This window comes from Bradyrhizobium huanghuaihaiense (assembly GCF_007830635.1).
Taxonomy (GTDB): domain Bacteria; phylum Pseudomonadota; class Alphaproteobacteria; order Rhizobiales; family Xanthobacteraceae; genus Bradyrhizobium; species Bradyrhizobium huanghuaihaiense.
This window is the reverse complement of record NZ_VLLA01000020.1, coordinates 169,880-196,837: the sequence shown is the minus strand read 5'-3', so window position 1 is coordinate 196,837 and position 26,958 is coordinate 169,880. Positions and strand designations below refer to the sequence as shown.

General features: G+C 64.5%; 24 protein-coding genes and 4 pseudogenes. 9 read left to right on the top strand and 19 right to left on the bottom strand.

Translation table 11 applies throughout. The features are described 5' to 3' along the window. Positions 1-270, bottom strand: a pseudogene (locus IQ16_RS32270) (IS110 family transposase); the annotation flags it as partial. A 160-nt stretch (positions 271-430) separates the two neighbouring features. On the opposite strand from IQ16_RS32270, the gene IQ16_RS32260 reads away from it, so the two are divergent. After that, positions 431-781: a hypothetical protein gene (locus IQ16_RS32260; protein ID WP_018645159.1), complete on the top strand. Its 351-nt coding sequence runs from the start codon at positions 431-433 to the stop codon at positions 779-781. Positions 782-978: 197 nt separating this feature from the next. Here IQ16_RS32260 and IQ16_RS32255 read toward each other — a convergent pair whose 3' ends face one another. Continuing rightward, the gene (locus IQ16_RS32255; protein ID WP_020607981.1) at positions 979-1,434 is read right to left on the bottom strand and encodes a hypothetical protein; all 456 of its coding nucleotides are present in this window, start codon (positions 1,432-1,434) and stop codon (positions 979-981) included. A 183-nt stretch (positions 1,435-1,617) separates the two neighbouring features. After that, complete coding sequence (locus IQ16_RS32250; RefSeq protein ID WP_018645161.1) at positions 1,618-3,036, bottom strand: TAXI family TRAP transporter solute-binding subunit; 1,419 nt, start codon at positions 3,034-3,036, stop codon at positions 1,618-1,620. A gap of 262 nt (positions 3,037-3,298) precedes the next feature. Between IQ16_RS32250 and IQ16_RS32245 the strand changes: the two are divergent. The 4 genes and pseudogenes from IQ16_RS32245 (at position 3,299) to IQ16_RS32230 (ending at position 8,478) form a co-directional block, all read left to right on the top strand. Then, positions 3,299-4,542, top strand: a pseudogene (locus IQ16_RS32245) (MFS transporter). A gap of 105 nt (positions 4,543-4,647) precedes the next feature. Beyond that, on the top strand, positions 4,648-5,841 hold the full coding sequence (locus IQ16_RS32240) for a M20/M25/M40 family metallo-hydrolase (protein WP_018645162.1): 1,194 nt from the start codon (positions 4,648-4,650) through the stop codon (positions 5,839-5,841). 120 nt (positions 5,842-5,961) lie between these two features. Next, positions 5,962-7,050, top strand: a complete 1,089-nt coding sequence (locus tag IQ16_RS32235) for a mandelate racemase/muconate lactonizing enzyme family protein (protein ID WP_026312329.1) — start codon at positions 5,962-5,964, stop codon at positions 7,048-7,050. Positions 7,051-7,329: 279 nt separating this feature from the next. Next, complete coding sequence (locus IQ16_RS32230; RefSeq protein WP_018645164.1) at positions 7,330-8,478, top strand: amidohydrolase; 1,149 nt, start codon at positions 7,330-7,332, stop codon at positions 8,476-8,478. A gap of 44 nt (positions 8,479-8,522) precedes the next feature. On the opposite strand, the gene IQ16_RS32225 is transcribed toward IQ16_RS32230, so the two are convergent. The 8 genes and pseudogenes from IQ16_RS32225 to IQ16_RS47540 form a co-directional block, all read right to left on the bottom strand. Beyond that, on the bottom strand, positions 8,523-8,813 hold the full coding sequence (locus IQ16_RS32225; RefSeq protein ID WP_145831959.1) for a hypothetical protein: 291 nt from the start codon (positions 8,811-8,813) through the stop codon (positions 8,523-8,525). Positions 8,814-8,937: 124 nt separating this feature from the next. Then, positions 8,938-11,439, bottom strand: a complete 2,502-nt coding sequence (locus IQ16_RS32220; protein WP_145831958.1) for a two-component system VirA-like sensor kinase — start codon at positions 11,437-11,439, stop codon at positions 8,938-8,940. Beyond that, a complete protein-coding gene (locus IQ16_RS32215) occupies positions 11,436-12,419 on the bottom strand; it encodes a cytochrome-c peroxidase (RefSeq protein ID WP_026312330.1) in 984 nt (327 codons plus the stop codon). Before IQ16_RS32215 ends, IQ16_RS32220 begins: the two co-directional genes overlap by 4 nt. Before the next feature lie 42 nt (positions 12,420-12,461). Next, the gene (locus IQ16_RS45285; protein ID WP_158646955.1) at positions 12,462-12,629 is read right to left on the bottom strand and encodes a hypothetical protein; all 168 of its coding nucleotides are present in this window, start codon (positions 12,627-12,629) and stop codon (positions 12,462-12,464) included. Further along, on the bottom strand, positions 12,619-13,239 hold the full coding sequence (locus IQ16_RS32210) for a DUF1127 domain-containing protein (RefSeq protein WP_035667115.1): 621 nt from the start codon (positions 13,237-13,239) through the stop codon (positions 12,619-12,621). The genes IQ16_RS45285 and IQ16_RS32210 overlap by 11 nt, the downstream gene beginning before the upstream one ends. 285 nt (positions 13,240-13,524) lie before the next feature. Further along, complete coding sequence (locus tag IQ16_RS32200) at positions 13,525-14,250, bottom strand: response regulator (protein ID WP_018645170.1); 726 nt, start codon at positions 14,248-14,250, stop codon at positions 13,525-13,527. 425 nt (positions 14,251-14,675) lie between these two features. Then, positions 14,676-14,882, bottom strand: coding sequence for a hypothetical protein (locus tag IQ16_RS46725; RefSeq protein WP_244635946.1), 207 nt, complete (start codon positions 14,880-14,882; stop codon positions 14,676-14,678). A gap of 269 nt (positions 14,883-15,151) precedes the next feature. Then, positions 15,152-15,343 (bottom strand): annotated as a pseudogene (locus IQ16_RS47540) (c-type cytochrome); the annotation flags it as partial. A gap of 396 nt (positions 15,344-15,739) precedes the next feature. Between IQ16_RS47540 and IQ16_RS32190 the strand changes: the two are divergent. The 3 genes and pseudogenes from IQ16_RS32190 (at position 15,740) to IQ16_RS32180 (ending at position 19,074) form a co-directional block, all read left to right on the top strand. After that, a complete protein-coding gene (locus tag IQ16_RS32190) occupies positions 15,740-17,176 on the top strand; it encodes a sodium:solute symporter family protein (protein ID WP_018645172.1) in 1,437 nt (478 codons plus the stop codon). Next, positions 17,173-18,387 (top strand): sialidase family protein, encoded by a 1,215-nt coding sequence (locus IQ16_RS32185; protein ID WP_208751651.1) that lies wholly within the window; start codon positions 17,173-17,175, stop codon positions 18,385-18,387. The genes IQ16_RS32190 and IQ16_RS32185 overlap by 4 nt, the downstream gene beginning before the upstream one ends. A gap of 4 nt (positions 18,388-18,391) precedes the next feature. Continuing rightward, positions 18,392-19,074: pseudogene (locus IQ16_RS32180) on the top strand (SDR family NAD(P)-dependent oxidoreductase). On the opposite strand, the gene IQ16_RS32175 reads toward IQ16_RS32180, so the two are convergent. Beyond that, positions 19,071-20,255, bottom strand: coding sequence for an MFS transporter (locus IQ16_RS32175; RefSeq protein ID WP_026312333.1), 1,185 nt, complete (start codon positions 20,253-20,255; stop codon positions 19,071-19,073). The pseudogene IQ16_RS32180 and the gene IQ16_RS32175 overlap by 4 nt on opposite strands. 24 nt (positions 20,256-20,279) lie before the next feature. After that, complete coding sequence (locus IQ16_RS32170) at positions 20,280-21,665, bottom strand: FAD-binding oxidoreductase (protein WP_018645174.1); 1,386 nt, start codon at positions 21,663-21,665, stop codon at positions 20,280-20,282. 113 nt (positions 21,666-21,778) lie between these two features. Here IQ16_RS32170 and IQ16_RS32165 point away from each other — a divergent pair, with 113 nt between their 5' ends. Next, a complete protein-coding gene (locus IQ16_RS32165) occupies positions 21,779-23,362 on the top strand; it encodes a winged helix-turn-helix domain-containing tetratricopeptide repeat protein (RefSeq protein ID WP_018645175.1) in 1,584 nt (527 codons plus the stop codon). A gap of 188 nt (positions 23,363-23,550) precedes the next feature. Here the strand turns inward: IQ16_RS32165 and IQ16_RS32160 are convergent, their stop codons facing one another. From IQ16_RS32160 to IQ16_RS32140, 6 genes are all read right to left on the bottom strand, one after another. Then, positions 23,551-23,739: a hypothetical protein gene (locus IQ16_RS32160; protein ID WP_018645176.1), complete on the bottom strand. Its 189-nt coding sequence runs from the start codon at positions 23,737-23,739 to the stop codon at positions 23,551-23,553. A gap of 50 nt (positions 23,740-23,789) precedes the next feature. After that, complete coding sequence (locus tag IQ16_RS45935; RefSeq protein WP_018645177.1) at positions 23,790-23,963, bottom strand: hypothetical protein; 174 nt, start codon at positions 23,961-23,963, stop codon at positions 23,790-23,792. 77 nt (positions 23,964-24,040) lie between these two features. Beyond that, entirely contained in the window at positions 24,041-24,244 is a 204-nt protein-coding gene (locus IQ16_RS32155) for a hypothetical protein (RefSeq protein ID WP_035667118.1), read from the bottom strand. A 179-nt stretch (positions 24,245-24,423) separates the two neighbouring features. Next, complete coding sequence (locus IQ16_RS32150; protein ID WP_018645179.1) at positions 24,424-24,669, bottom strand: hypothetical protein; 246 nt, start codon at positions 24,667-24,669, stop codon at positions 24,424-24,426. Positions 24,670-24,691: 22 nt separating this feature from the next. Next, positions 24,692-26,170 carry a radical SAM family RiPP maturation amino acid epimerase gene (locus IQ16_RS32145; RefSeq protein WP_018645180.1) on the bottom strand — a complete coding sequence of 493 codons (1,479 nt, stop codon included), beginning with the start codon at positions 26,168-26,170 and terminating at the stop codon, positions 24,692-24,694. Between the two features lie 216 nt (positions 26,171-26,386). Beyond that, positions 26,387-26,950 carry a cyclic nucleotide-binding domain-containing protein gene (locus tag IQ16_RS32140; RefSeq protein WP_018645181.1) on the bottom strand — a complete coding sequence of 188 codons (564 nt, stop codon included), beginning with the start codon at positions 26,948-26,950 and terminating at the stop codon, positions 26,387-26,389. Positions 26,951-26,958 lie beyond the last annotated feature (8 nt).

The window sequence follows — 26,958 nt, the reverse complement described above, 5'->3', positions numbered from 1 at the left end:
TTTGCTATAAGGGCGGACATATTTGGCCGGCATCAACCTGGCATCGTGACCTAGCGATGCGAGTTTGCGGCTCAAATGATGTGCGCCGACGCAGGCTTCCATGCCGATCAGGCAAGGCTGCATATTGGCGAGCCGCGCCTCCACCTGGCCACGCGACCACTTTTGCCGCAGCACGATGGCGCCGCGCGTATCGTGGCCCACGACGTGGAACGAGTTTTTGCCGATATCGATGCCGATCACGGCGATCGCAGTACTGGGTGTCTGGGACATGGCGTGCTCCTTGTCTTGGCGCCCCTGGCCAGCTTATCGCTGGCGGGGCAGGAGCACGGCCGGACCATCCCATTAGCAGACCACGTCGGATTTCGCGAGCGTTGATCAATCAGCACAACCCGATATACGGTCGCAGTCAGTCGGCGGATGAAGAGGTGTCATGAACAGCCAGGAATTCGTTGAAGCCATCAAGCGCTATGTGGGGGATGCCGCAATCGAAGATACAGTAGCCCTCCTGAAGAACCCGCCGGGCAGAAACGTGCCACGGGAACAGCGCGTGCGCTCGGAATGGTACAAAAGCCTGCGAGCGGGAGACGCCGATAACGTCAATGGCGTAATTGCGACAGCGGTCCATCAAACGCTGTTCGGGCTTCTGGCGGTGCTCGACGGCGTGCGATCCGTCGACAACGAAGGGGGGCGCTTCGAGCTAACCTATGTTGGTTCGACGCGGGTTGTGCTCAATGACCAGCAGGCCATAAGTCTACACGATCTCTTAAACGCCTTGAATTGAGCTGCTCGGGGTGCCACGAGCATCGTATACTTTCTCGTATCGCTCAGGCGCAATGTCCACTTCTGGCCCGTTGCCGACCTCAGCCCAGAGCGCGGCGATGTCAGCTTCCGAGCGGCGATCCGACTGAGATCATGTTGGTCGCCGAAGGCAGCCTATGACCCTGAGTGGACTTGCGTTTGCGGCTGTATCGAGCCCCATCACCTACGTAGCCAAGAGAAGATGTCCGCTCCAATGAGTAGGTTGAGACCGGCCAGAGCGACAATGAAAGCAAGCATTATTACGATCGTTGCAAGAGCCACCTTGGCTCCAAGGCCGAATCTCCCTTCTTTTTTGATGCCGTAGCTTGCCGCCAGCCGTGTGATCATCAATGCCCAGAGCGGTACCCATGCGAGATTCGCCAATCCGTCTAAAAGTGGAGGAAAGCCAATCTGCGAATTAGCAAAACCATATGTGAAAAGTAACGCAGCCAAAAAGATATGCGCGACCAATGCGATCAGATAAGCCTGCCAAAAAAGGAGCCGCCGCTCGAAATATTTGATCATGCCTCCATAGATCAGAGGAAAGAACAACGAGCCTGCAAGGAAGCGCAAAATGGCGGGACTATCAGGATATGGCAGCATTGCGAGTATGAAGCGCTCGATCTGAAAATGCACTCAATAGTATGTTGTCGAAATAAGTAAATACTAAAGTTGTTCGGGGAAGAGTGGCGGCGCTCGAAGGACATGGGCGGTCGACGAGACCGCTTCTGGCCCAGACGCGACCTTCAACCGCCTCTGCTCTTTGTCCAGCTGTTGAGGCATGAGCAGACATCCGGAGCACGCAACTAGCCCGACGCCTCACCCTCGCGGCGCCGTTGCGGCGCCTCGAACGGTTTCGAAATTGGCGCGCTGCAGCGTGGCTCGTCTCTCCGCGATGGCATTGCTCAACAGCTCAAGCACCAGCCCAAATGCCGCGAGTTCTTCTTCCTCGATAGCGCCATCATCGTAGCATTCGAGCGTTTCACGGATGATCGCGTCGGCCTCGCGCTGCAGGGACAGAAGCTCCTGGTTGGAGTCCGCGGTTCGCGCGCTGGAAACCATGGTCAGGATTCGCTTGCGATGGCTGGTGTTTTCCTCCCTTTCGTCGCGATTCAAATAGCGACGAAGCCAGGCGATCGCCGAACCGATCCCGGAGAGAAGGAGGAGGCCGAACCAGAAGTAATCGCCATACCGGTCGAGGAAGGTGCGTTCATTGCCGTCGATCACCGCCGCCGCCCCCCGATGTACCGGCAGCTCGGTGTCCTTCTCGAGGTCCGGCTTGGTGATGTGGGCGGCACCCGGCACCTGCCTCGCGATCGCCTGACGAACGGCAAAGAGCTGCCGAAAAAACGCGGCCACCGTGGTTTCAGACAGGGTCTTTTTTGCCACGATGAGGTGACTGACGCTGACCGTCTCAACCTTGTCGCCCGGCCAGGCTGGATCCGCATTGAAGACGCTGGGCGGAATCTCCTCCGATTCATACCGGGGGTGCTTCAGGGCGATCGCTTCCGACGTCTCGATGGCGAGAAATTTCGGCTCGCCACGTGTGCGCGCCGTTGCAGCGACGGCGTCCGAAGTGATCTTGCTGTCGAGCGGCCCGACCGCCATGAATGCATCGAGGCTCGCATCGCGCGCCAGTTCCTCGATGCGGTCCGTGCCAAAGTGCGTCATCGCGACCTTGTCCGGCGCTACGCCGGAGCTGCTCAGGACCACCCGCAGCAAGGCGGCGTTCGCCGCGGTCCGCCCGATGACACCGACATGGCGTCCGGCGAGATCGGCGACTTCCTTGATTTTCGGCGAGTGCTTCCTTTTCGAGTTCTTGCCCGCAGGTCCGGACGGCGCCCAAAGCACAACGAAGTTCTTGCGCACGACCGCGACGGCCTGTGCCTCGGCGGGCATCTCCAGGTCGCCGCGGCCGACGGCCAGGTCGGCCTTGCCAGCGGCAAGCAGGGCAAGAGACTCTGCCGCGCCCTCGGTTTTGATCGGGGACAGCCGGACAGTTCGGCTCTCGCTGCCGAAGGCATCGGCCATCGCCTGGACGACCTTGTCATCGTCGCTGCCCGGCGGCCCGACGGCAATCCGGAGCATGTCCGGCCGCAACGCGTAATAGAGCGCACCCGTTGCGGCCCCAAAAACAAGAAATCCAACTGCGAGGGCCAGCAGTAGGGAATTGCTCCTTCTCCGCTCTCGGCGGGCCGCGTCACCGGTCGTCTGACTTGTACTCTCGGACGAAGACATTGCCGCTGCCGCAGATCAGGGCGCTTGCCGCTTCCAAGCATACCGCGTTTTCCCGAGAACAACGTCTTGGCTCCCCGCTTGGTTCACATTGGCTGAAGCCTGAAATCGCCGGGCAAGCCCCTGCCAGAACGATCCCCGGCCCGTTTCTGGACTGATCTGCCCTCACCTCTGGTCGGCTCTGCGTCGACGCGCACCTCCCGCTGTTGGCACGCGTCCTCCAATCGTGTAACCGCACCAAAAAGCTTGTCGGGACGGATGCTCAATGGGTGATTCCAGTGATAACGCGGGCGATGCCAGCCGCGCGCTGATCTTCGCGCTGGTCGCGCTCGCCTGCGGGCACATGCTCTCGACCTTGCTGCGCACGATTCCGGCCGTCAGCCTCGACCTGATGGCGGCGGATTTCCGCATCGAGCCGCAGGCGCTGGCGAGCCTGACCTCCGTTTATCATTTCGCCTTCGCGGCCTCGCAGATCCCGGTCGGCGCGGCGATGGACCGGTTCGGCGTCCGGCCGGTGTCGCTCGGCCTGCTGGCGGGAACCGTGTTCGGCGCGGTGGCCTCGGGGTTTGCGACGGGACCTGCGAGCTTTGCGGTCGGGCAGTTCATGCTGGGCGTCGCGACCTCGGGCATGCTGATGTGCCCGATGACGCTCGCGGCCAAGCAATTGTCCGCCGCGCGGTTCGGATTGTGGTCGGGCGCGATCCTGTCGATCGGCAATATCGGCATGCTGCTGTCGTCGAGCCCCCTCGCCTTCGTGATCGACAATTTCGGCTGGCGCGCCGGGTTCTGGATCTCAGCTCTCGGCGGCATTCTCGTCGCGCTCGCGGTGTTCGTGCTGGTGCCGAGCCAGCCGGCCGAGCACAAGGACGACTCCTCGCCGCTGTCGCAGATGATCGAGGTGGTCAGGCTCGGCCTATCGCGGCCGCTGCGCGGCGTGATCGCGCTGGCGCTGGTGTCGCTGGCGAGCACGCTGGTGCTCCGAGGCCTGTGGGGCGGGCCATGGCTGATGGAGATCAAGGGACTGACGCGGTCGAGGCCGGCAACCAGCTCGGTGCGTTCACGCTGGCGATGATCGTGGGCCCGTTGCTGGTCGGCATGATCGACCGCAGGCTCGGCCGCCGTCGCGAACTGGTTGCCGGTACGCACGCGGTCGCGGCGCTGCTGCTCGCGCTGATGGCACTGGGAGCGCCGCACTTTCCCGTTGCATGGCTGTTCGGCGTGACCGTCATGCCGCCGTCCTACGATCTGGCACTGTTCGTGCTGATCGGCCTCTTCACCTCCGCGCAGCCGCTGCTGTTCGGCATGTCCAGGCAGCTCGTCGACGCGCAGGTCGCAGGCAAGGCACTCGCGGCCGTCAACCTCGCGTTCTTTCTCGGCACCGCACTGATGCAGTCCGTCACCGGCGCGGTGGCGGCGCTCGCGGGGCTGCCGGCGGTGCTGCTGTTCATGGCGGCCGCGCTGGCGTTCGGCGTGCTGATCTTTTTGACTTATACCTCGTCGCATTCGTAGGATGGGTAGAGCGAAGCGAAACCCATCAGCAGCGTTCGTTGAGTTGATGGGTTTCGCTGCGCTCTACCCATCCTACGCATTCGCGCATCAAGGGAATTCCAGTCCATGCCTGTCGACCACAAAGCCGCCACCGATCGTCTCATGCGCTTCCTCGCCGTGGAGGGCGTCACCGGACAGGAGGCGGCGATCGGGCGTGAGCTCACCGCCGCGCTGAAGCAGGCCGGCGTGCCGGCAAAGGCGATCCGGCTCGACGATGCCAACACGCGCATTCCCGTGCCGACCGAGACCGGCAACCTCATCGTCGACCTGCCCGGCCGCGGCGCGCTGCACAACCAGCCGCGCATCATGTTCATGACCCACATGGACACGGTGCCGCTGTGCGCCGGCGCCAAGCCGAAGAAGTCCGGGCGCAAGATCGTCAACGAGGCCAGGACCGCGCTCGGCGGCGACAATCGCTGCGGCTGCGGCGTGCTGGTGACGCTGGCGGCAGAATTGGCAAAACAGAAGCTCGATCATCCGCCGATCACGCTGCTGTTCTGCGTGCGCGAGGAGAGCGGGCTCTATGGCGCGCGCCACGTCAAGCTGGACGAGCTCGGCTCGCCGGTGATGGCGTTCAACTATGACGGCGGCTCGGCCTCCAACGTCGTGATCGGCGCCGTCGGCGCCGACCGCTGGACCGTCGAGATCTTCGGCCGCGCCTCGCATGCGGGCGTCGCGCCCGAGCGCGGCATCTCCTCGACCATGATCATGGCCCTCGCGCTCGCCGAGGTGAAGGCCGGCGGCTGGTTCGGCAAGGTGGTGAAGGGCAAGCAGCAAGGCACCAGCAATGTCGGCCCCGTCACCGGCGGCGAAGGCCGCCCCGCGGGCGATGCCACCAACGTCGTCACCGACTACGTCCATGTGCGCGGCGAATGCCGCAGCCATGACGGAAAATTCTTCAAGGAGATCACCAAGGCCTACAAGGCCGCGTTCGAGAAGGCGGCCAAGAAGGTGACGAACGCACAAGGCAAGTCCGGCAAGGTCAAGTTCAAGGCCGAGACCGACTATTATCCGTTCCGCATGAAGGAGAACCTGCCGGTGGTGAAGCGCGCGATCGAGGCGGTGGCTGCGGTCGGCGGCACCCCGAACGTGCGCGCCGCCAATGGCGGCCTGGACGCCAACTGGATGGTCCGCCACGGCATTCCGACCGTGACCTTCGGCGCCGGCCAGAACGAGGCGCACACGGTCGACGAATGGATCAATCTCGACGAATACGACCGGGCGTGTGCGCTGGCGTTGCAGGTTGCGACGATGCGGTGAGAATGTGAGCGCGTAGGATGGGTAGAGCGTTAGCGAAACCCATCGCTACTTGCGAAGATGAAGATGATGGGTTTCGCTTCGCTCTACCCATCCTACAAGAAGAAAAAACAGGGAGGCCACATGGCGCGCATCGCAAGCATCGAGACCGGACTCTACCGGATCCCCCTCCCCGTCACGCTGTCGGACTCCACGCATGGCGAGATCGCGGCGTTCGAGCTGATCACCTGCCGCATCCGCGATGCCGACGGCGCTGAGGGCGTCGGCTACACTTATACGGTCGGGCGCAATGGCGGGGCTGTCGCCGACATCCTCGGACGCGAGATTCCGCCGCTGGTCGAAGGGCGCGAGGCCGACGATACCGAGGCGATCTGGCATCATGTCTGGTGGGCGCTGCATTACGGCGGGCGCGGCGGGCCGACCGTGCTGGCGCTCTCCGCGCTCGACATCGCGCTGTGGGATTTGAAGGCGCGGCGCGCGAAGCTGCCGCTGTTTCGCCTGCTCGGCGGGTTCGATGCACACGTGCCCTGCTATGCCGGCGGCATCGACCTCGATCTCTCGGTCGAGGCGCTGCTCAAGCAGACCGACGGCAATCTCGCGAAGGGGTTTCGCGCCATCAAGATGAAGGTCGGCCGGCCCGACCTGAAATCCGACGTGGGGCGCGTCGCCGCCATGCGACAGCATCTCGGCGACGGCTTTCCGCTGATGGCGGACGCCAACATGAAATGGACGGTCGAGGAAGCCATCCGCGCCGCCCGCGCGTTCGTTCCTTACGATCTCACCTGGCTCGAGGAGCCTGTTATCCCCGACGACGTCGCGGGCCATGCCCGCATCATGCAGGAGGGCTGTGTGCCGATCGCGGCGGGCGAGAATCTGCGCTCGCTGTGGGAGTTCAAGAACTACATCGCCAGTGGCGCGGTGTCCTATCCCGAGCCCGACGTCACCAATTGCGGCGGCGTCACCGCCTTCATGAAGATCGCAAGGCTGGCGGAGGCCTTCAACCTGCCCGTCACCAGCCACGGCGCGCACGACATCACTGTGCACCTGCTCGCGGCCTGTCCGAACCGGTCGTATCTCGAGGCGCATGGGTTTGGGCTGGACAAATATATCGAGCACCCGCTGGTGCTCGAGGACGGCAAGGCGCTGGCGCCGGACCGTCCGGGCCACGGCATCGGCTTCGACTGGAAGGGGCTGGCGAAGCTGGCGGCGTAGGAGTGGGCTCACCTCTCCCGCTTGCGGGAGAGGTCGCGCCGAGGGCGCGGGTGAGGGCTCTCTCCTCGTTCGGAATCCCTCCGCAGAGACACCCCCACCCCAGCCCTCCCCCGCAAGCGGGAGAGGGAGTGCACCTTCTTCGCGGCAGCTACCGAGACTCATTGCACGCCGAGCAACGCGCATTGCTGCACGCGGGGCATTCGCTGGCGCTTGATGCGGCGGCCCGATATTCGGCTATGCTGGCTGCAAGCCGGCCCTCCCAGCGAAAGATCCCCTGCCTTGACACCCGAACTGCACCAGAAACTGACCGCGTGGCGCCGGCATCTGCATGCCCACCCCGAACTGTCCCTCCAGGAGAAGGCGACCGCCGCCTTCGTGCAGGACAAGCTCACCGAGCTCGGCATTCCCTTCGAGGCTGATGTCGGCGGCCACGGCATCGTCGCGACCTTGACGCGCGGATCGGCGCAGGGCCGCGTCGGCCTGCGCGCCGACATGGATGCGCTGCCGATCACCGAGGACACCGGCCTGCCCTACGCCTCGAAGACGTCGGGCGTGATGCACGCCTGCGGCCATGACGGGCACACGGCTTCGCTGCTCGGCGCGGCGGCCCTGCTCGCCGCCGATACCGACTGGAGCGGCACGGTCCACTTCATCTTCCAGCCGGCCGAGGAAGGCTATGGCGGCGCGCGCACGATGGTCGCGGACGGGCTGCTCGAGCGCTTTCCGATGCAGCGGGTGTTCGGCTTTCACAACTGGCCGGGCCTTCAGGCCGGCAGCATCGCGGTCCATGACGGCGTCGTCATGGCCTCCGGCGGACGCGTCACCATCACCATCGAAGGCCATGCGGGACACGCCGGCATGCCGCATCTGACGCGCGATCCGGTGATGGCGGCGGGCCATCTGATCGTGGCGCTGCAATCGATCGTCTCGCGCAGCGTCGATCCGCTCGACACCGCGGTGCTCTCGCTGTGCACGATCGAGGGCGGCACGGCGCCGAACCAGATCGCGGGCAAAGTGGTGATCCGCGGCACGCTGCGGTTTCATCGCGAGGAGATCAAGGACACCATCCTGGGCGGGATCGAACGGACCTGCGCCGGCATTGCCACGAGCTTCGGCGTCAAGGTCTCGCCCGAGATCGTCATGGGCGTCGGCGTGGTGATCAACACGCCGGCCGAGGCCGATCTGGCGCGCCTCGCCGCGGAGAAGGTGCACGCGCCCGTTCGCCGCGACCTCGCACCGAGCATGGCCGGCGAGGACTTCGCCTTCTACCTCAAGCATCGGCCCGGCGCCTTCGTCTGGATCGGCAACGGCGAATTGCGCGACGGCGCCGAGCTGCACGGCCCGCGCTACGATTTCAACGACGCGATCCTTCCCGTCGCCTCCAGCTGGATGGCCGAGGTCGCCAAGACGGCGCTGAGCGCGAACTAGCATGCTAGGGCGGCGGGCCTGACGCTCGCCGCCCTCCCGCATGATCAACAGCCGCGACAGATGACCAGCTTGCGATCGATCTCCTCGTCGAGACGTCGCAGCTCGGCGTCGACGGGCAAGGCCTGCACAGGCGCGAGCAAGTCGCTGGGCCGCGGCTGCCGGTGTCCGACGGGAGCTTGCCGGAACAGGTCCGCGAACCTTGTCGGGGCGAGACTGCCGGGCGGGACGATCGTCGAGCGGGCGCCTGCGCGCGCGCCTTCTCCCGCCCTGAGGCTCGAAACCGGCCAGAACAACACCGTAGCTGCGACGATGGTCACACCAAGTCTGATCGACATCATTCTTCTCCTATCGCGGTGACATTTGCGAAGCCGCGCCTGTGCTGGATAGGAGATGCCGGCTACCCGGCCATGTCGCCGCGACGCTATCGCGTTACGGCTGAAACCGCCTGCGGATCATGCTTCAGGAAACTCCGGCTATTCGCCTCGATCTGCCGCCCGTCGCGGACGAGGCGAGGCTGCGCGCCAGCACGCCGGCAAGCTCCGCCGACACCAGCGGATGATGAACGAGCTCGGTGATGCCCGACGTCTCGAGCGAGGGCATCGCCAGATCGCGTGTCGAGGGCGCCGCCAGGATGATCGGCAGAGCCGGCGCGGCATCATGCAACGCCGCCGCGACATCGAGCGAGGAGCCTCCGGGCAGATGACATACCAGCGCCGCGTCGAAGCGGGCGTGCGCGGCCCGGCAGGCGGTGATGGCTTCCGCAAGCCTGGTGAAGCCGACGGGCTCATAACCCAGCGCCGCGAGGATCTCCTCATAGCGCAACAGGCGGTGGCGATCGGTGTCGATCACGAGCACGGTTTCGCCGGCGCCAAGGAGCGCCGGATCGGAGCCGTGTTGAGCCGGCTGCGGCTCGTCGGACTCGCCCGACGGCAGCCAGACGTCGAAACGCGTGCCGGCGCCCGGCCGGCTCCGCACCGCGATCGCGCCGCCATGTTGCTCGACGATCTCGCGCACCGTCGCGAGCCCAAGGCCGTTGCCGTCCGGGCGGGTGGTGAAGAACGGCTCGAAGATCCGCTCCAGCGTCGCCTCGTCCATGCCGGGACCGGGATCGGAGACGGAAATGACGATGAAGCGGCCAGGGCCGACGTCACTGCGCCCGACCGGCAGCGGACTTGCGAGATCGCATGTCTTGATGCGGAGCTCGATGCGGCCGGGCTCCTTCATCGCCTGCGCCGCGTTGTTGCAGAGATTCAGGATCACCTGCTGCAATTGGCCAGGCTCCCCGGTCACGACGGACGCTTCGGCCGTCTCGCTCACCTCGAGCCTGACATACGAAGGCAATGACGCGGCGAGCAGCGACCTGGTTTCGTCGATCAGGGTCTTGACGCACACGCTCTCCCGCCGGCCCTCGCCGCGGCGGCCGAAGCTGAGAATCTGCTCGACCAGCTCGCGCGCCCGCTCGCCGGCCCGGCGGATCTCGGCGAGGCTCGCGGCGGGCCGGCTTCCCGACGGTATCCGCGCGTCGGCCATTTCGGCGTAGCCGAGAATTGCACCGACGATGTTGTTGAAGTTGTGGGCGATGCCGCTGGCAAAGGTTCCGATGGTCTCCATGCGGCGCGCCTGCTGCAGGCTCGCCTGGAGGCGCTCCTTCTCACCCTCGAGCCGGGCCCGCCTGATCGCGTTGCGAATCGCATCGAAAGCCATGCGGAACAGCGAGACCTCGGACCAGTATCTGAGTGCGCCTCCATGCAGGGCGTCGAAGCCGAGAATGCCATCGCGGCTTTTCTGGGCCGACATGATGCAGAGCCAGCCGCTCACGCCGGCTTCGGCGAGCAGGTTCATCGCCTCGTGGGGATGCGATGCGCTCACCTTGGGGATGTAGACGATGCCGTCGTCGCCGCCGTCGGATCGCGACGCGAGGCTCAGCACCCGTTGCGGCCAGCCCTGTTCGAACCCGACGCCGTCGCGGGACCACCGATAGCTGTGCGTCGTCGCGCCGACCTCGCAGACAAAATAGGCACGGTCCGCGCCGATGCATCCGGCAAGCTGATGGAGCGCCATCTCGACATCCGCGGCGATCCGCTCGCTGCTGGAATTGATGAACAGCATCGAGATGTTGGCGATCACATGCTCGAACGCGGCGCGGCGGCGCAGCGTCATGGCCCGTTTGCGGAGCAGCATGCCGAAATAGATGATGCCGGAGAGCAGCAGCAGCGAGGTGATGTATTGCAGCAAACGCGTCTTGCGCGCCGAGGCGCGCGCGGCGTGCTGGCGTTTCAGGATGACCGCCAGCATGGCATCCTGCTCGCGGTTGCTGGAATCGGCGACGAGCGTCTTCAGGATGGTGTCGATATCGGGCAGCAGGTCATGCAGCATCTGACCGTGGGTCAGCAGCGCCCGGACCGAATCCTTCTCCGCCGGCGGCGGCTGCAATTGCGCCAGCTCTTCCAGGCGGTGCTCGACCTGGCGCGCAGCGGCGTCCGAGGTATCGAGCGTCAGGCGCAGCATGGCGGCCGCCAGCGCGGAGGCGGCCGTCACCAGCGGCCGGGAGTCCGATTCAGCCAGCTTGTCGCTGAACAGGCCGAAATAGGCAAAGGAGTTCTGCAGCAACGCATTCCTGCTCTTGAACCGCTCGATCAGGCTCTCCTGCCGGCCGGCCCGCGCCGACAGGACGTCGATGGCCCTCGTCTGCTCGGCGTCGAGGCCCGCCGTGTCGCGCAGCCGCGTCAAGGCATCGTCATAGGCATTCACCATCTGCACCAGCGCGTCGTAATTGCGCGACAGGCCGGCGCGCGCGGTGAGGACTTCCCTGGTCATCCCGCGTTCGAACCGGGTGAAATCCCCGAGCGCCTCCAGCTGGCTGTCATAACGCGCCGAATTGACGTTCAGCCCGTTCAACAAGAGCCAGGTGAGAAGCGCGAGCACGAACGCGACACTGACAACGGCAGGAGCTGATTTCATGGCGAGCCACCGACGGGCGCACCGCGCCAGGTCCCGGTCAGGCTGTTGAGGAAGGCGACGAGCGCCCTGGCCTGCCGGTCCGTCAGCGTTGCGTTCAACTGCGCCAGCGCCATCTTGCGAACCGCGTCCTCCAGCGTCGGCGCGCTTCCGTCATGAAAATAGGGGGCCGTCGTCGCGACGTTGCGCAGGCTCGGCACGCGCAGGATTTTCGGCTCGGGCGACGCCAGCGGGTGGAATATGCCGTGCCGCTCGAACAGATTGCCGCCGACGTTGACGCCCTGGTGGCAGGCCGAGCACCCCAGCGATTTGAACAGGCGGTAGCCGTCCAGTTCCTCGGCCGACAAGGCTGCGTCATCGCCCTCCAGCCAGCGATCGAACCTGCCGCCCGGCGTGAGCAGCGTGCGCTGATAGCTTGCGAGCGCGTCGACAACGTCGCGGCCATCGGGGCGCCGACCATAGGCCACCACGAAACGATCGCGCATGTCGGGATCGGCATCGAGCTTTGCGGAGATCTCCGCCGCGCTGCTGCCCATCGTGTGCCGGCTTTCCAGCGATGCCTTGATGTCAGCCTCGACGGTGCGGAATTTTCCTTCCCAGCTGAAACGAAAGCTGAGCGTCGAATTGAAGACGGTGAGCGTGTTGAGCGCGAGCTCCACCCCGTCGAGATCGACATCGTGCCGCCTCTGGCTCGCGCCGTTGGTCGCGACATCGTGGCAATACTGGCAGGAGCGGGAATTATCGTGCGAGAGCCGGCGATCGCCGAACAGCCTCTCGCCGAGCGCCGCCTTCAGCGGATCGACGGCGGGCGCCGGCGGAATCGGCGTGATCGGCTCGCCGCGGTCGAGCACCGGTGCCGGCGGCGACTGCGACGGCGCGGGCGTGACTTCCAGGCAGCACAGCAAGACCGCGCAGATCGCGATCACCCCGCCCCGATAGCCGGCGCCTGGCCCGGCTCCACGAAATCCATTCAATAGTCGCACTGCCAGTCATATGGGGGTGGAAGCGGAAGCGACGGCGTCCGCTCAACGGCTTTTGATGGAAGCGCGATGATTTCGTGAACGTGGCCATCGCCAGACGAGGGGACGCAGGCCGAACATGCCGGCCTTGAAGCCGTCCGACATCACCGAGCGGCAGGCAGCGTGGCACACGCCCAGCCCGGCGAAGGCGAGGTAGACCACGTCAGCAATCACGACAGTACCTCACCATCCGCTCGACGTCCGACCGGCCGCGGATGCCGAGATCGCGCAATGTCCGGTCGTCGAGTTCCGTCAAGGCCGCAACGGCCCTCCTGATCTCGCGCTCCCGGCGCAAATGCGCCAGCAGAACCGTCAGCGTTTCACCGGCCGACCGCAGCCAGCTCCAGCGCCGCTCCGGCTGCACGTCGGGCGGCAGGACGCGATCGAACTTGACGACGTTGCCGCTGCTGCAGGGTCCGCGCCCATCGCCGTCCGGCACCGGCTTCGCCGGCTCGTCGGCTTCCGGATACGGCTCCCACTCCCGCCGGGCCGCGAGGATTGCATGAACCGGCATGGAAGCGGACGGATGCAATGCGGCGCCATAGAGGGCAAACCCTTCCATGAAGGCAAAGGCCACCGACCGGAACAGGCTGACCTGCGAGCCCGGCGCTGCAGCTTGCAGCGTCGGGGGCGAACGGGTCTCCGCGTGGCCCAGCCTCGTGGTACGGTCAGGACCGAGACGAGCCATGCCGCGGCCATCGGACCAAGCGACCCGCCCCTGCCCGCCGGGCTCCGCGTCATCCGGCCGAACGGAACGGACCACACTGCGAGAATGCGTCTTCATCGTAAATCTCCCACACGCTGTTCGTGGGAGGCAATGTGCAAGGCCGGCGTTACAGCGAAATCACCGTCATCGGCAAAGGGGTTACAGTTGCAATCCGGCGGCCGCGCTTCTGCCTGAGCGTGACCTTTTCGGAAAGCCTCTGCGTCCTTTGCGCTGGCGCGCCCCTTCGGGTCCGGACCATGTTCTAAAGCGCGATGAGATCAGGATGAATCGCCATCGCGCTTTAGGTTATTGTTTGAGCATGATCTTTTCGGAAAACCGCTGCACACTTTTCCGGATCATGCTCTAGAACGGTTCTACGGGAACCGCGAAGACATAGCCGACGCCGCGCTCGGTCTGGATGACGCGCGGCGCACTCGGATCAGCCTCCAGCTTGCGCCGCAGCCGCAGCACCTGAACGTCGATGCTGCGATCGAAGATGTCCTCATGGATACGGGTCGCCTGAAGCAGATGCTCGCGGGTCAGCGGGCGTTGCGGCGCCTCGAGGAAGGCCAGCAACAGGGCATACTCCCCCTTGCTGAGCGCAACCGGCGCTTCGCTGGGATCGATGAGCTTGCGGCCGCGCCGCTCCAGCTTCCATCCGCCGAAGCGATAGCCCCCGCGCTCGGGGTCGCGGGCGCGCGCGGCCCGGCCCATCTCCTGTCGCCGCAACACCGCCCGGACACGCGCCAGCAGTTCCCGCAGCGAGAACGGCTTGATGATGTAGTCGTCGGCGCCGAGCTCGAGCCCGACGATGCGGTCGATCTCATCCGGGCGATGACCGGTCGTGATGATGACCGGCACGTCTGAATGCGAACGGATTTCCCGCAGCAGATCCAGACCGTCCTCTTGACCGAGGCGAAGGTCGAGAATGATCAGGCTGGGCTGACTGGCTTCGAGATAGTGATTCAGTTCAGACCTGCTGGACGCCGCCCTGGTCGGGACATTGTGTTCCTCCAGATATCTGATCACCATCTGTCGCAAGGTGGGATCGTCGTCGACGACGACGATGTGGCCAACATCTGCAAGCATACTTCTCTCTCAAAATCTGTCGTCACCAACAGAGTCGCATCATAAGATTTGCAATCACTCGAATAGTACAGGGGACTGCCAAAACCTCGCTGTGCGCGACGGCGTCCATAGCGCCTTGATGACGCTGTAACCCGGTATTTCTGCGGCCAAGTGCGCCGGATATCGCAGACGTGAAGCATTGTGATCCCAGCTAATGCTACTTTTGAGCGATTCCAGTATCCGCGCCTGCATGACTGTTCGCCGGTGACGAAGGGACTGTTCGGCGGTGACGACGGACCGCGTCGCTGACGGCGATGGCGTGCATCTTCCCGGTGCGCGGCGTCCCCTGCAGCCGCGCTGCCATGCGCTCGCGTGTTCAGCGTGCACATACGTCGCGAACGTGCAGCCGGGCGAGACCGGCCGCACCGATCATTCGCCGGGATGCGTCAGGAGCGGGTCAGACCCACGAGATACTGATAGATCGCAGCGAGCTCGTCGTCGTCCATCCGCCCGATCGGCCGCCACGGCATTTGCTCGCTGAGCCGGTGTCCGTTCGGATCGACACCCGTGCGCATGGTGGCGATGAACTGCGCCTGGCTCCACTCCCTGACGACACCGAGGTCGGGCCCGAGCGGCGGCAATTGTCCGGGCACGCCGCCCGCGAGATCCTTGCCGTGACATTCACGGCAATCCTGATAGGACAGCAGGTACCTGCCGTAACGGGCCGTCGGCCCTTCGGCGGCGCGATGATCACACCGGTGAACACCGGCTTGGCATCCGGCAGCAGTCCGGCGCCGAGCATTGCCAGACCCAGCAGGCTGAAGCGATCCGGAGGCTCCGGCGTCTGCACGCCGCTCGCGGGCAGGCTGCGGATATAGGCGATCACGGCATGGGTGTCCTCGTCACTGAGCCGGCCGGCATTGGTGAAGGACATGATCGCGAGCCATCGCCTGCGCGCGTCGACGCCATTGCGAATGGCGCGAAAGATCTGGCCGTCGGACCAATGCTTCAACGCTCCTGCAGGGGTCAGGTTCGCGGGCACGAAGGAGCCGATGGGAAGCGGGAGGTCCCTGCCGACGTCGCCGCCACCCGACAGCACGCCGCTGTTCGAGTGACATCCGGCGCAGAAGCTGTCGGCGACCGCCTCGTCGCTCCTCGCCCTGGGTCTTTATCTTCTGGTCGCGCGTCCCGCCGACCGTCGTCTGCAATCGCGGACGATCGATGCCGGCGCGGCAATCCGAAGCCCGACGCACTCCTGAGCCGTTCGACTGGCGGCGCATTCCCGGTTCCGGCAAGTCCCTGGTCTGCTCTCTGCAACCCTTTGAACATGCTGCGGCAATGCACTCCCAATGGGGCGCATCCGCCGCCATGCCCAGCCCGTGCGCTTGACGCATCGCGTCCGCGCAGGTCTAATGAGCTTATAGAACAATTGTTCGCATTCCGAACAACGCAAATCTGCGCAAGGCGGGCTCACAACACCGCATCCGCGTCACCCGAGGAAACGTCACCGATGCAAGCCATCCTCAATGGCGACAGCACGCTCATCGTCGCGATGATCGTCGTCTACATCGCATTCACATCCTGGCTCACGCTCAAGCTGCGCAGCCGGACCAGCGACCAGTTCATGACCGCCGCCCGCGCCATGCCGGCCGTGGTCGTCGGCGTGCTGATGATGTCCGAGTTCGTCGGCGCCAAGTCGACCGTCGGCACGGCGCAGGAAGCGTTCCAGTCCGGCATGGCGGCGGGGTGGGCCGTGCTCGGCGCCTCGATCGGCTTTCTGCTGTTCGGCCTGTTGATGGTGAAGAAGCTCTACAATTCCGGCGAATACACCATCTCCGCCGCGATCGCGCAGAAGTACGGCAAGTCGACCATGCTCACGGTGTCCGTGATCATGATCTACGCGCTGCTGCTGGTAAATGTCGGCAATTACGTCAGCGGCGCGGCCGCGATCGCGACAGCGCTGCATGTCAGCCTGCCGGTCGCGATGTGCATCATCGCGGTGGTCTCGACCTTCTACTACGTGTTCGGCGGATTGAAGGGCGTCGCCTGGGTGACGATCCTGCACAGCGCCTTCAAGGTCGTCGGCATCCTCATCATCTTCGCGGTCGCGATGTCGCTGACCGGTGGCATCGCGCCGATCCAGGCCAAGCTGCCGGCCTATTACTTCACCTGGGACGGCAAGATCGGCTTCACAACCATCTTCGCCTGGACCTTCGGCACGGTCGGCGCGATCTTCTCGACGCAGTTCATCGTGCAGGCGATCTCCTCGACCCCGAGCGCGGACGACGCCCGCAAGGCAACGTTCTATGCGGCGGCGTTCTGCCTGCCGCTGGGCTTCCTGCTCGCCCTGATCGGGGTCGCCGCGAAATATCTCTACCCCGACATGAACAGCCTCTACGCGCTTCCGGTGTTTCTGGAGAAGATGCCGCCGCTCGCCTCCGCCTTCGTGACGACCTCGCTGGTCGCCTCGATCTTCGTCAGCGTCTGCACCGTCGCGCTCGCGATCGCATCGCTGGTGGTGCGCGACTTCTACGTCCCCTATTGGAAGCCGACGCCGGAGCGCGAATTGAAGATGACGCGGGTGTTCTCGGTGGTGATCGGCATCGTGCCGCTGGTGTTCGTGTTCTTCATTCCGGAGATCCTGAAACTGTCGTTCTTCACGCGCGCTCTGCGGCTGTCGATCACCATCGTGGCGATGATGGGCTTCTACCTGCCGCTGTTTGCCAGCAACCGCGGCGCCACCGCCGGCCTGATCGGCGCGGCGGTTTCGACCACGGTCTGGTACATGCTCGGCAACCCCTTCGGCATCGACAACATGTACGTCGCGGCCGCAACGCCGCTGGTGGCGATGGCGATCGAGCGCATGGTGCTGGGTCGCGCTCCTGCCGCTAACCAGGCGCCGCAGGCGGCGCAACCCAATGCATTCGTGGAAAGGACTTCGACATGACCGTCGCGACCGAGATCGTGAGCTCCGACATCGAGATCGCCGCCGACGGCATCGTTCGCCAGGCCGCGGGCGATCCCGACCGGTTCGACGCCTTCATTCCCTCCCCTTGCGTGCAGAACCACGCCGCCAATCTGATGCCGCTCGCGAGCGGCGATCTCGCCTGCGTCTGGTTCGGCGGCACGCAGGAGGGCATGTCGGACATCTCGGTCTATTTTTCGCGCCTGCCCCGCGGCGCCACGCAATGGTCTCGGGCCGAAAAGCTGTCGGACGATGCGGGACGTTCGGAGCAGAACCCGGTGCTGTTTCCCGCCCCCGACGGCGCGCTGTGGCTGATGTGGACGGCGCAGCTTGCCGGCAACCAGGACACCGCCCTGATCCGCCGCCGCATCTCCCGCGACAATGGCAAGACATGGGGCCCGATCGAGACGCTGTTTCCCGAGCAGCGCGGCCGCGGCACCTTCATCCGCCAGCCGATCGTGGTGCTCGACAATGGCGACTGGCTGCTGCCCGTGTTCTACTGTCACAGCACGCCGGGCCGGAAGTGGAACGGCGACGAGGACACCAGCGCGGTGAAGATCTCGTCGGATGCCGGCAAGACCTGGCGCGATGTCGACGTGCCCGGCAGCCGCGGCTGCGTGCATATGAGCATCGCGCGGCTCGACGACGGCTCGCTGCTGGCGCTGTTCCGCAGCCGCTGGGCGGACAACATCTACCAGAGCAGGTCCTCCGATCACGACCGCACCTGGTCGGCGCCAACGCCGACCGTGCTTCCCAACAACAATTCCTCGATCCAGCTCACGCGGCTCGGCAACGGCCATCTCGCGCTCGTCTTCAACGATTCCAGCGCCAGGGACGCGACCGGGCGCCGCCTTTCGCTGTACGACGAGATCGAGGATGATCTGCCGCCGGTGCTCGCCGGCGACGGCAGCAAGGCAGACGGCCGCACCGCGTTCTGGGGCGCGCCGCGGGCGCCGATGACGCTGGCGGTCTCCGCCGATGGCGGACGGAGCTGGACCAGGCGCGATGTCGAGACCGGCGACGGCTATTGCATGACCAACAATTCGCGCGACCAGACCAATCGCGAGCTGTCGTACCCGTCCGTCAAACAGACCGCCGACGGCGCGATCCACATGGCCTTCACCTTCCATCGCCGCGCCATCAAATATGTCCGCGTGACCGAGCCATGGGTGACGCGCGCCGCACGGGGCTGAGGCCATGGACGAGAGGCCTCACGCGCTGGTGACGGGCGCAAGCTCGGGGATTGGTGCCGCGATCGTCGAGCAGCTGCTGCGCGACGGCTGGCGGGTCACCGGGATCAGCCGCCGCCTTGCGACGTTCGACCATCCGGCGTTCGATCATCTGTCGCTCGACCTCGACGATGTCGACGGCATTGCCGACGCCTTGGCAGGCATCGCGCCGACCGCGCTGGTTCATGCCGCGGGGCTGCTCAAGGTGGGTGCGCTCGGATCGCTCGACCATGACGACGGCGCGGCGATGTGGCGGCTGCATGTCGACGTCGCCGCGCGCCTCGCCGACGCACTGGCGCCGCGCCTGCCGGACGGCGGACGCATCGTCTTCATCGGCAGCCGCACCGCGTCGGGCGCCGCGGGCCGCGGGCAATATGCCGCGACCAAGGCGGCGCTGGTGGCGCTGGCGCGGTCCTGGGCGCTCGAGCTCGCGCCTCGCGGCATCACGGTCAACGTCGTCGCCCCTGCCGCAACCGAGACGCCGATGCTGAAGGATCCCTCGCGCGCCAATGTCACGCCGAGACTGCCGCCGATCGGTCGCTTCATTCGCCCGGAGGAAGTCGCCAGCGCCGTCGCCTTCCTGCTCTCTCGACGGAAGCGGCCGCCATCACCGGCCAGCAGCTCGTCATCTGCGGCGGCAGCTCGCTCTAAGTGGGAGCTCGAACGCTCCGGGCCGGCCGATAGCGGCCGGCAACGATACGGCGGAAGAGCCACAGGACAACGGGACAAGCCAGGAGCGCTGCGGCGCCGAAGTCGAGCGCGGCGCTCGCAGAGCCGAACGACGTCGAGAGCTTGCCTCCGATGGCCGGTCCGGCCAGCATGCCGGCGTAGAAGACCGTGTAGAATAGTCCCATTCCAATCGGCCGCATTGTCTGGTCGAGCACGCGCGCGGGCAGGCTCATGATCGGCCCGGCAGGCAGGCCGCAGAGGATTCCAAGCGCAACGATGATGGGAAGCACCATGCCGCTTCGCGACAGAAGCAGCGTCAGGACGGCGAAGGCAATGCAGCCCGTCACGAGGATGGCCTCGCCGCGCCTGGTCCGATCGGCGAGGAAGCCGCCGAGCGGAACCGAGAGGGCGGCGAGCCAGAGCACGATACTGACGGTCGATCCGGCCGCGGCACCGGACCAGCCCTGCTCGACAAGCATCGACGGACCGAAACTGAAGATCATCGCAAAGCCGATATTGTAGAGGCACCAGATCAAGCCAGCGGCAATCACGGCGCAGATCGTGTCGGCGGTCAGGCTGCCGCGCTCGCCGTCCGCCGCGACGGCCGTATCAGGCGCGCGATAGACCAAGGCGATGACGCCAAGCCCGATCAGGATCAGCCCTGCGACGGCAAGATTGACGGCATGGAGCCCGAGCTCTGTGCCGATTGCTGGCAGAAGCATCAGAGAGAGCGCGATGCCGGCCGGCCAGGAGTTGATGAAAATGGCCATCGCGGTGGCGATTTCCCGGCCGGCAAACCAGTCCGCAACCATCTTGGTCATCAGAACGTTCAGGAGAACACCGCCGATGCCGGCGGTCAGCCGGCCCGCGATCTGCACGCTCCATGACGTCGACGTGGTCATCAGCAGTTCACCGGCCAGCATCATCAGGAGCCCGGCGAGGACCGTCACCTTGTCGCCATAGCGGCGGCCGATCGCGCCGCCAGGCAGGGCAAGCGCGGTGCCCGGCGCAAAATAGAGCCCGATCAGAACGCCGATATCGGCCAGGCTCGCGCTCAGGCTTTGGCTAAGCTGTGGCGCGACGGCGGCGACGCTCTGGAACTGAAAGGCGATGGTGGCACGAGCGACGAACAGAGCAGCAAGAATGGTCCAGCGGCTTCGCATTTGGGGTCGCTCCGATGCCATCAATTATGTCGTCGGCGGGATATTCTGGTTCAAGCGGAAGAAATTGGTCGGGTCGTATTTGGCTTTGAGCGCGGCCAAGCGCGCATAATTCTCGCCATAGGCGTCGCGGACGCGATCCTCGCCCTCATCGCCGAGATTGTTGGCGTAGACGCCGCCGGTCGAATAGGGCCTGACGGCGCTCCACAGCTCGCGCGCCCAGCGCATGTTCGCATCGTCGTCGGCCGGATCGTCCCAGATCGCGACCGGAAAGCAGTCGAACGCTGCATCGCGGTTTGCGTAAGGCGAGTCGGATGCCGGAACCCGCGCGATTGCGCCGCCGACGTGCTGGAAGACCAACAGCGAGGAGGTATTGGGCGCTCTCGCATAGGCGTCGAGCAGCGCATCGACTGCGCCCGCACCGATCTCGCGCAGGAACTGCGCCTTCCAATAATACCGACGTCCCCGCGGAAACAGGGCATCGCCGCCCGACTGGATCTCGAGATAGGGCACAGTTGCGAGGCGCGTCTCGACGGGCGAGCCGAACTTGATGATCGGTGAAAGGGCTTGCTCGCCGTCAAGAAGCGAGCCGACATGGCAACCGGCGATACTGAAGAAACGCTCGCCCGACGGCAGCGTGACGAGGGCCGCATCGACGTTGACCTCGTCGGCAGCGTTTCTGGCGAATTCATCGTAGAATCGCATGGCCTCGCGCGCCTGATCGTAAGGATGAAGCGCCGACGCGACGAGCAATGACGTGCCGATGGAATGCAGTCGGTATTCGAACGCAGTCACGATGCCGAAATTGCCGCCGCCGCCTCGGAGGCCCCAGAACAGGTCGGAATGTTCGGTCGCGCTGGCCCTCAAGATCTTCCCTTCGGCTGTCACCACTTCAGCTGCGATCAGGTTGTCGCAGGTCAGCCCGTATTTTCGCCCGAGCTTGCCGAAGCCGCCGCCGAGCGTGAGCCCGGCGATGCCGGTGTCGCTGTTGACCCCCATGGTGGTCGCCAGACCGTGCGCCTGCGTGGCACGATCGAACTCGCCGAGATCGAGGCCTGCCTCTGCGCGCGCGGTGCGACGGACCGGATCGACGTCGATGCGTTTCATCCGCGACAGGTCGATGACCATGCCGCCATCACAGACCGAGAGACCAGCGACATTGTGGCCTCCGCTACGAACGGCCACCGGGAAACGGTGGGATCTCGCGAACGTCACGGCCTCAACCACATCCTGCGCATCCGCGCAGTAGGCGATCACGGCCGGCTTCTTGTCGATGGCGCCATTCCAGACCTTGCGCGCCTCGTCGTAGCCGGCGTCCCCCTTGAGGACCACCTTGCCTTTGAGCCGCAGCTGTAGGGCGGACCAGGGTTCGGCGTGCGATTGGCCCATCAGATCGCTGTCCGGCTGCTCCATCCGATTTGCTCCTCGCCGCTGATGCACTGCGATCATCTCACGGAGCGCCGGGTCGTTTCCTGAATCGAACCGGAAAAAGTTGCAAATTTCGCCAAAAATGGTGTCTCTAGGCCATGGCGACGATCTACGAGTTTGGTCCCTTTCGTCTCGAGACAGACGCCGGCACGCTGTTTCGCGACGCCGAACCGCTGGCTCTCGGCGGGCGAGCGGTCTCACTGCTTCGGCTGCTGCTGGAGCAGGCTGGAAAACCGGTTGCCAAGGACGCGCTGATGGAGGCGGCCTGGCCGGGGCTTGCTGTCGAGGAAAGCAATCTGACCGTACAGATCGCGGCGCTGCGCCGGACGTTCGCAGACTTCGAAGGCGGCAGTGGCTGGATCGAGACCCTGCCGCGCCGCGGTTACCGCTATGTCGGCCCGCCGGCAGCGGCCCTGTTCGATGGCAGCCGGCAAACGCTGCTCCCGTCTGCTCCCTCCGACAAACCGTCGATCGCCGTGCTGCCGTTCTCGAACCTGAGCGGCGATCCGGCACAGGATTACTTTTCCGACGGAGTCACGGAAGACGTCATTACGGAATTGTCGCGTTTCCGCTCGCTGTTCGTCGTGGCCCGCCATTCCAGCTTCGTCTACCGCGCACGGTCGTCCGACATCAGGGAGGTCGGCCGCCAACTCGGCGTACGCTATGTGGTGGAAGGGAGCGCACGCCGGATCGAGAAACGGGTGCGGGTGACCGTCCAGCTTCTGGACGCCGCGAGCGGCTTCTCCCTTTGGACGGAGCGCTACGACCGCGAGCTCGAAGACATCTTCGCCATCCAGGACGAAATCGTCGGCAGGATCGTCTCGGCGCTGCCCGGCCGCGTCGAGGACGCAGGCCGCGAGATCGCAAGGGGCAAACAGACCTCGAACATCACGGCCTATGATCTCGTCCTGTTGGGGAACGAGCGCTGGCGTCAGTTGACCGTGACGAGCATGGACGATGCGAGAGGTTGCTTCACAAGAGCCGTCGGGCTCGATCCAGCCTATGCCCGGGCTCACGCCAATATCGCCTGGACGATCGTCTGCGCCGCGTTCCTGGAATCACCCGCCGCGCCTTCGCTGGATGATGCGCGTCACGAGATCGAGATCGCGCTCGATCTCGATGAGAACGATGCCTGGTCGCACGGCGTCTTCGCCCAGCTTCTTTTCCTGCAAAACCGTGACCAGGAGGCCGAAACTCATTTCAAGCGGGCTCTGGCGCTGAACCCGAACGATGCCGACGTCGCCGCCGCCTTTGCCAACATCCTGGTCTATTGGGGACATTGGCGGGATGCGCTCGCATGGATCAGATCGGCCAAACGCCTCAACCCGTTTCCACCCAATATCTACCACTGGTATCACGCGCTGGCGCTCTATTCGGCGCGCGACTACGAACAGGCGATCAAGGTGCTCAGGGAGGCGCGATCGAGTGATCGCTGGTCCCACGCGCTCCTTGCAGCGTGCTACGCGCAAACCGATCGACCGAGTGAGGCGGACGTCGAGGTGCGTGCCTTCATTCGTGAGCGAGGTCTGGAATTGAGTGAGCGCGGTGAAGCGCTGCCGGTCAACACGCTCGAACTCGCCCGGACGCGCGCCGCCAGGTATCGAGACCCCGTCGACCGCGACCATTTCCTCGACGGCTTACGCAAGGCCGGCCTGAGTGACGGGCGCGCCGATGTCGCATAGCGGCGTGGAACGTCCTGAAACTCAGGTCACGTGTGCGCCGCCATTTGTTGATGGGCGGCCAACCCGTACTCACACAACGAACTGCTGAGCTGTCGCGCGATGCGCGCATTTTTCGGCGTAGCCCGTCCCGAAAATGAGCATCGTCGCACAATCATAGGGCTTAGCTGCGCTGCGGCCAGGTCCCAAGATTAGATCGTCTTGTTGTATGTGCTGCCGGTCATGACGGCCGGCCAAAGGCCGCCCGACACGTCGTCCAGCGCGCCATCGGCGACGGCATCCTTCTCCGGCGTCGAAGAGATGGTGTTCTGCACGGCGTCCGTGAGGCTCTCGCCGGGTACGGCGTCCTGTTTGGCGGTCGCGTCCTGCTTGCTCGTCATGTTCAATCTCCGTTTCCAGACAACTCCATGCAATTTTACGCGAACGCTTCTCAGCCGCCGTCGTTGCGCGGCGGCACGCGGCCGCCGGACACCTCGTCCAGCGAGCCGTCGCTGAGAGAATCCTTTTGTGACGAAATCCGGGACGGCTTGCTCTGATCGTTGTCCCCAAGGCTGTCGCGAGCTTCTGCCCCCACCTTCGAATGCGCATCCTGCTTGCTGGTCATGTTCAATCCACTTTCATCAATGTTGATTGCTAGCCGCTGTTACTTCAAGCCGCCGTTGGATTCAGGTGCTTTCCAGGTCAGCCCCCCTTGCCGTAGACGCTATTGGCGGCAGTCGCAGTGCTGCTGAACGGCCAAGTGCCGCCTGACACATCCTCCAGCGAGCTGTCGCCGAGTGCGTCAGAAGTCGCCGAGATTTGGGACGCCTGGTTCTGCGCGCTGTCCTTGAGGCCCTCGCCCGGTTCGGCTTGCGCGTTCGAATTGGTGTCCTGCCCGCCTGTCACATTCAATCTCCACCTTCGCAAATGCTGATCGGCTAGACCCTAGGTTGAAACCGTACGCTCAGCTCATTTCTGGAACATTTCGACAGGTACCAAAAATGGTTTCGTAGCCCCGTCTCTGGTCGCTCTCCACGCACTAAAGCGCAATCGCCCGAGACCTCCGCTCTGAACCCCTGGTCCAACTATCGCACCATCAATTTTCCGCCATTGACCAGCATCGCACCCGTAATCTCTTCAAGAGTCTCGTCGGTGAGCCCCCCGGACACATCCCCACCGCGAACGTCGTCGATATCCATCTCGGTGAATTCGAACCCCTTCATTTTCGCGAGGCCGATGATCTGCCTGGTGTCGCCACTGCGAATGATGGCTTCCGCGGATGCATCACCGGCAACGCTCATTAGAAATTTGGTCCATTGGTCGATTTTCATGATCTTCTCCGTGGCTTCCGGTTCAATTTGACAAAAGCCTGTCTGGTTCTCGCGGGTCCTCCTCCAGCACACCAAGATGGAATAGTTCTTCCAGCGTAGCCGTAGCCGTCTCTCGCGTGACGCCGCACTCCCGATCGAGAAGGGTTACAATGGCGCTTGCGTTGTGCCTTCCCGAAGCAATCAATTCTCCAAGCCGTGCCATTGAGGGCATGTCGGATGTATCTTCGAAACGTTGTCGCAAACGCCGTCCGATCAGAGCAAATCCCGTACTGATCGATTCGCATCGCAGATGGCTCGGAAAGCGCAGAACGGGCAAATCGCTTGCTGTCCTCGTCATGTGGCGAGACATCATATCTTCGACGATCCGCGCCACATCGCCGCCCGTCTCGAAGCTTGCCTCGTCGTAAACACGGTATCCCATCGGCCAGCGATGATCGGGCGCGCATGGGCTGACCAGCCTGATGGTGCGCTCCGTCAGGTTGAACTTGAAGCCAGACTCGCAGGACGGCGTGCTGATCACGGGCGGGCCGGGCTGATACTTGCGATACCTGGCCACGTTGTCACGGGCCCGGCCCGCAAAATTCACGTATCGAGCGTCCGTTGCTCCCTCGTTGCGCAGGCCGAACAGAACAGGAAGTGTCTCCTCCGGCGAGAAGGCGGCGTGAATCTTCGCAAGTGCGCCAACGCTCAGGACCGAAAAGCGCACCCGATAGGCCGGTGAGATCGCGAGCAGGCGCCTGGTGCGCTCGACATCTCGCGTTGGAATCGCCGTGCTTGTGAATGGCACGTCACCAAAGGCAGAGACGAAATCGGCGACGAAGCGTTCGTAATGTGGGTTGTCGAAAGGCTCCGTACCGCTATAGCAGATGGTCCGCCGGGCCGCTGGGCCGGCCAACACGCCGATAACCTCGAGGATTTCGCGCCAAAGCCGGGCGTGCTCAGGCGTGTACTGGAATACATCGTCGAGCTTTGGCGGCGACAACGAGCAGAACCAGCATCCGACAGAGCAACCGCGCGACAGTTCGAAGCTCGCCGGAATGTGCGGGTTGGGCGTAAGTGACACGCCGATCTCCAGGTTCGCCCGATAAATCTGGCGTTGACGCCAGCGGACAAAGCGCGGATCGGCCGGCTGGCCCGCAGCGCATGCATCCAGGAGATGTTTCGATCCTCGCCTTTGGAAGTCGCGGTACCGGACCCAAACTTGCAGAGAAGCAGATTCATCGCGGCCGGAATACTCCGGGTCCCATATCGGGCGCACGACCTCGGGATCGACTCGCAAACCGAATGTCGCGCCAACGCAGTCCGGGTTCTGGGCATAGGCGGACCTGAACTTCGGGTCCGCATGCCAGCGTTCCTCGAAACGCTTGATATCGCTGAACGGGGTGACGTCATCGGCCGCCGGAGGCTGCAGGCCGGCCAATTCAAACAGCTGCATCATCCTCTCGGACGTCTCGTCTGGCGCCTGAAAATCAGTTGGGATCAATACGGCCGAAGAGTTCATGAACACCGTCCGCCACTAAACGATCTACGCTTTCAGTTTATATGAACTAAACTATAAGATGCATGCGGGTAGTGGGAAAATGGTTTCTCGACGTTACTCTTTGGCTCATGCGCTTGAGCGTGAAAGGTACCGCTGCATTCATTTGCGGGCGATACGGCAGATGTCGTATTTCGTCGTCGGCAAGGGGGAAATCTCGAAAACGCCCAGCCTTCGACCTCAGGATCTGGCGTCTTTCATCGCGACGTGCTCGACAAGCTTGAGCAGACGGTCAAATCTCTCGCCCGCGATCGACACCTGGTCGAGCACCGCAGGATCAAGCTCGTCCTTCAAACGCGTCGTCTCGTCACCGAGACCGCTGTCCTGCTCACCGTAGGCCATCCGGCGCTCGGTGGCACGCAGGCGGTCCGACAGCAGGATGGCGAGCGCGCGATAAAAGCGGCTGGCGAAGGCGTTGTCGGCCGCGAGCTTGCGCAGCAGCATCTGCTTGTCCAGGAACAGTGCGACCGACTCGACCTTTGCCGCCACGGTCGCGGACGGTAGCGCTGAATCAACCAGCGACATCTCGCCGACGAAGTCGCCCGCACCGACCTGGGCGATCTCGCCGGCCCCGGCGACGCTGACGGCCATGCGCCCCTGCAGCACCAGGACGATCGCATCGGTTGCCACGCCTTCCTGGATCAGCACCTCCTGTTGCCTGATGCTCCGGCGGGCGCCGGCGCGGGCCATCCAGTCGATGTCGGAATCGTTCAGCACGCCGAAGATGAAAAGGACCTTGCGCATGATCGGTG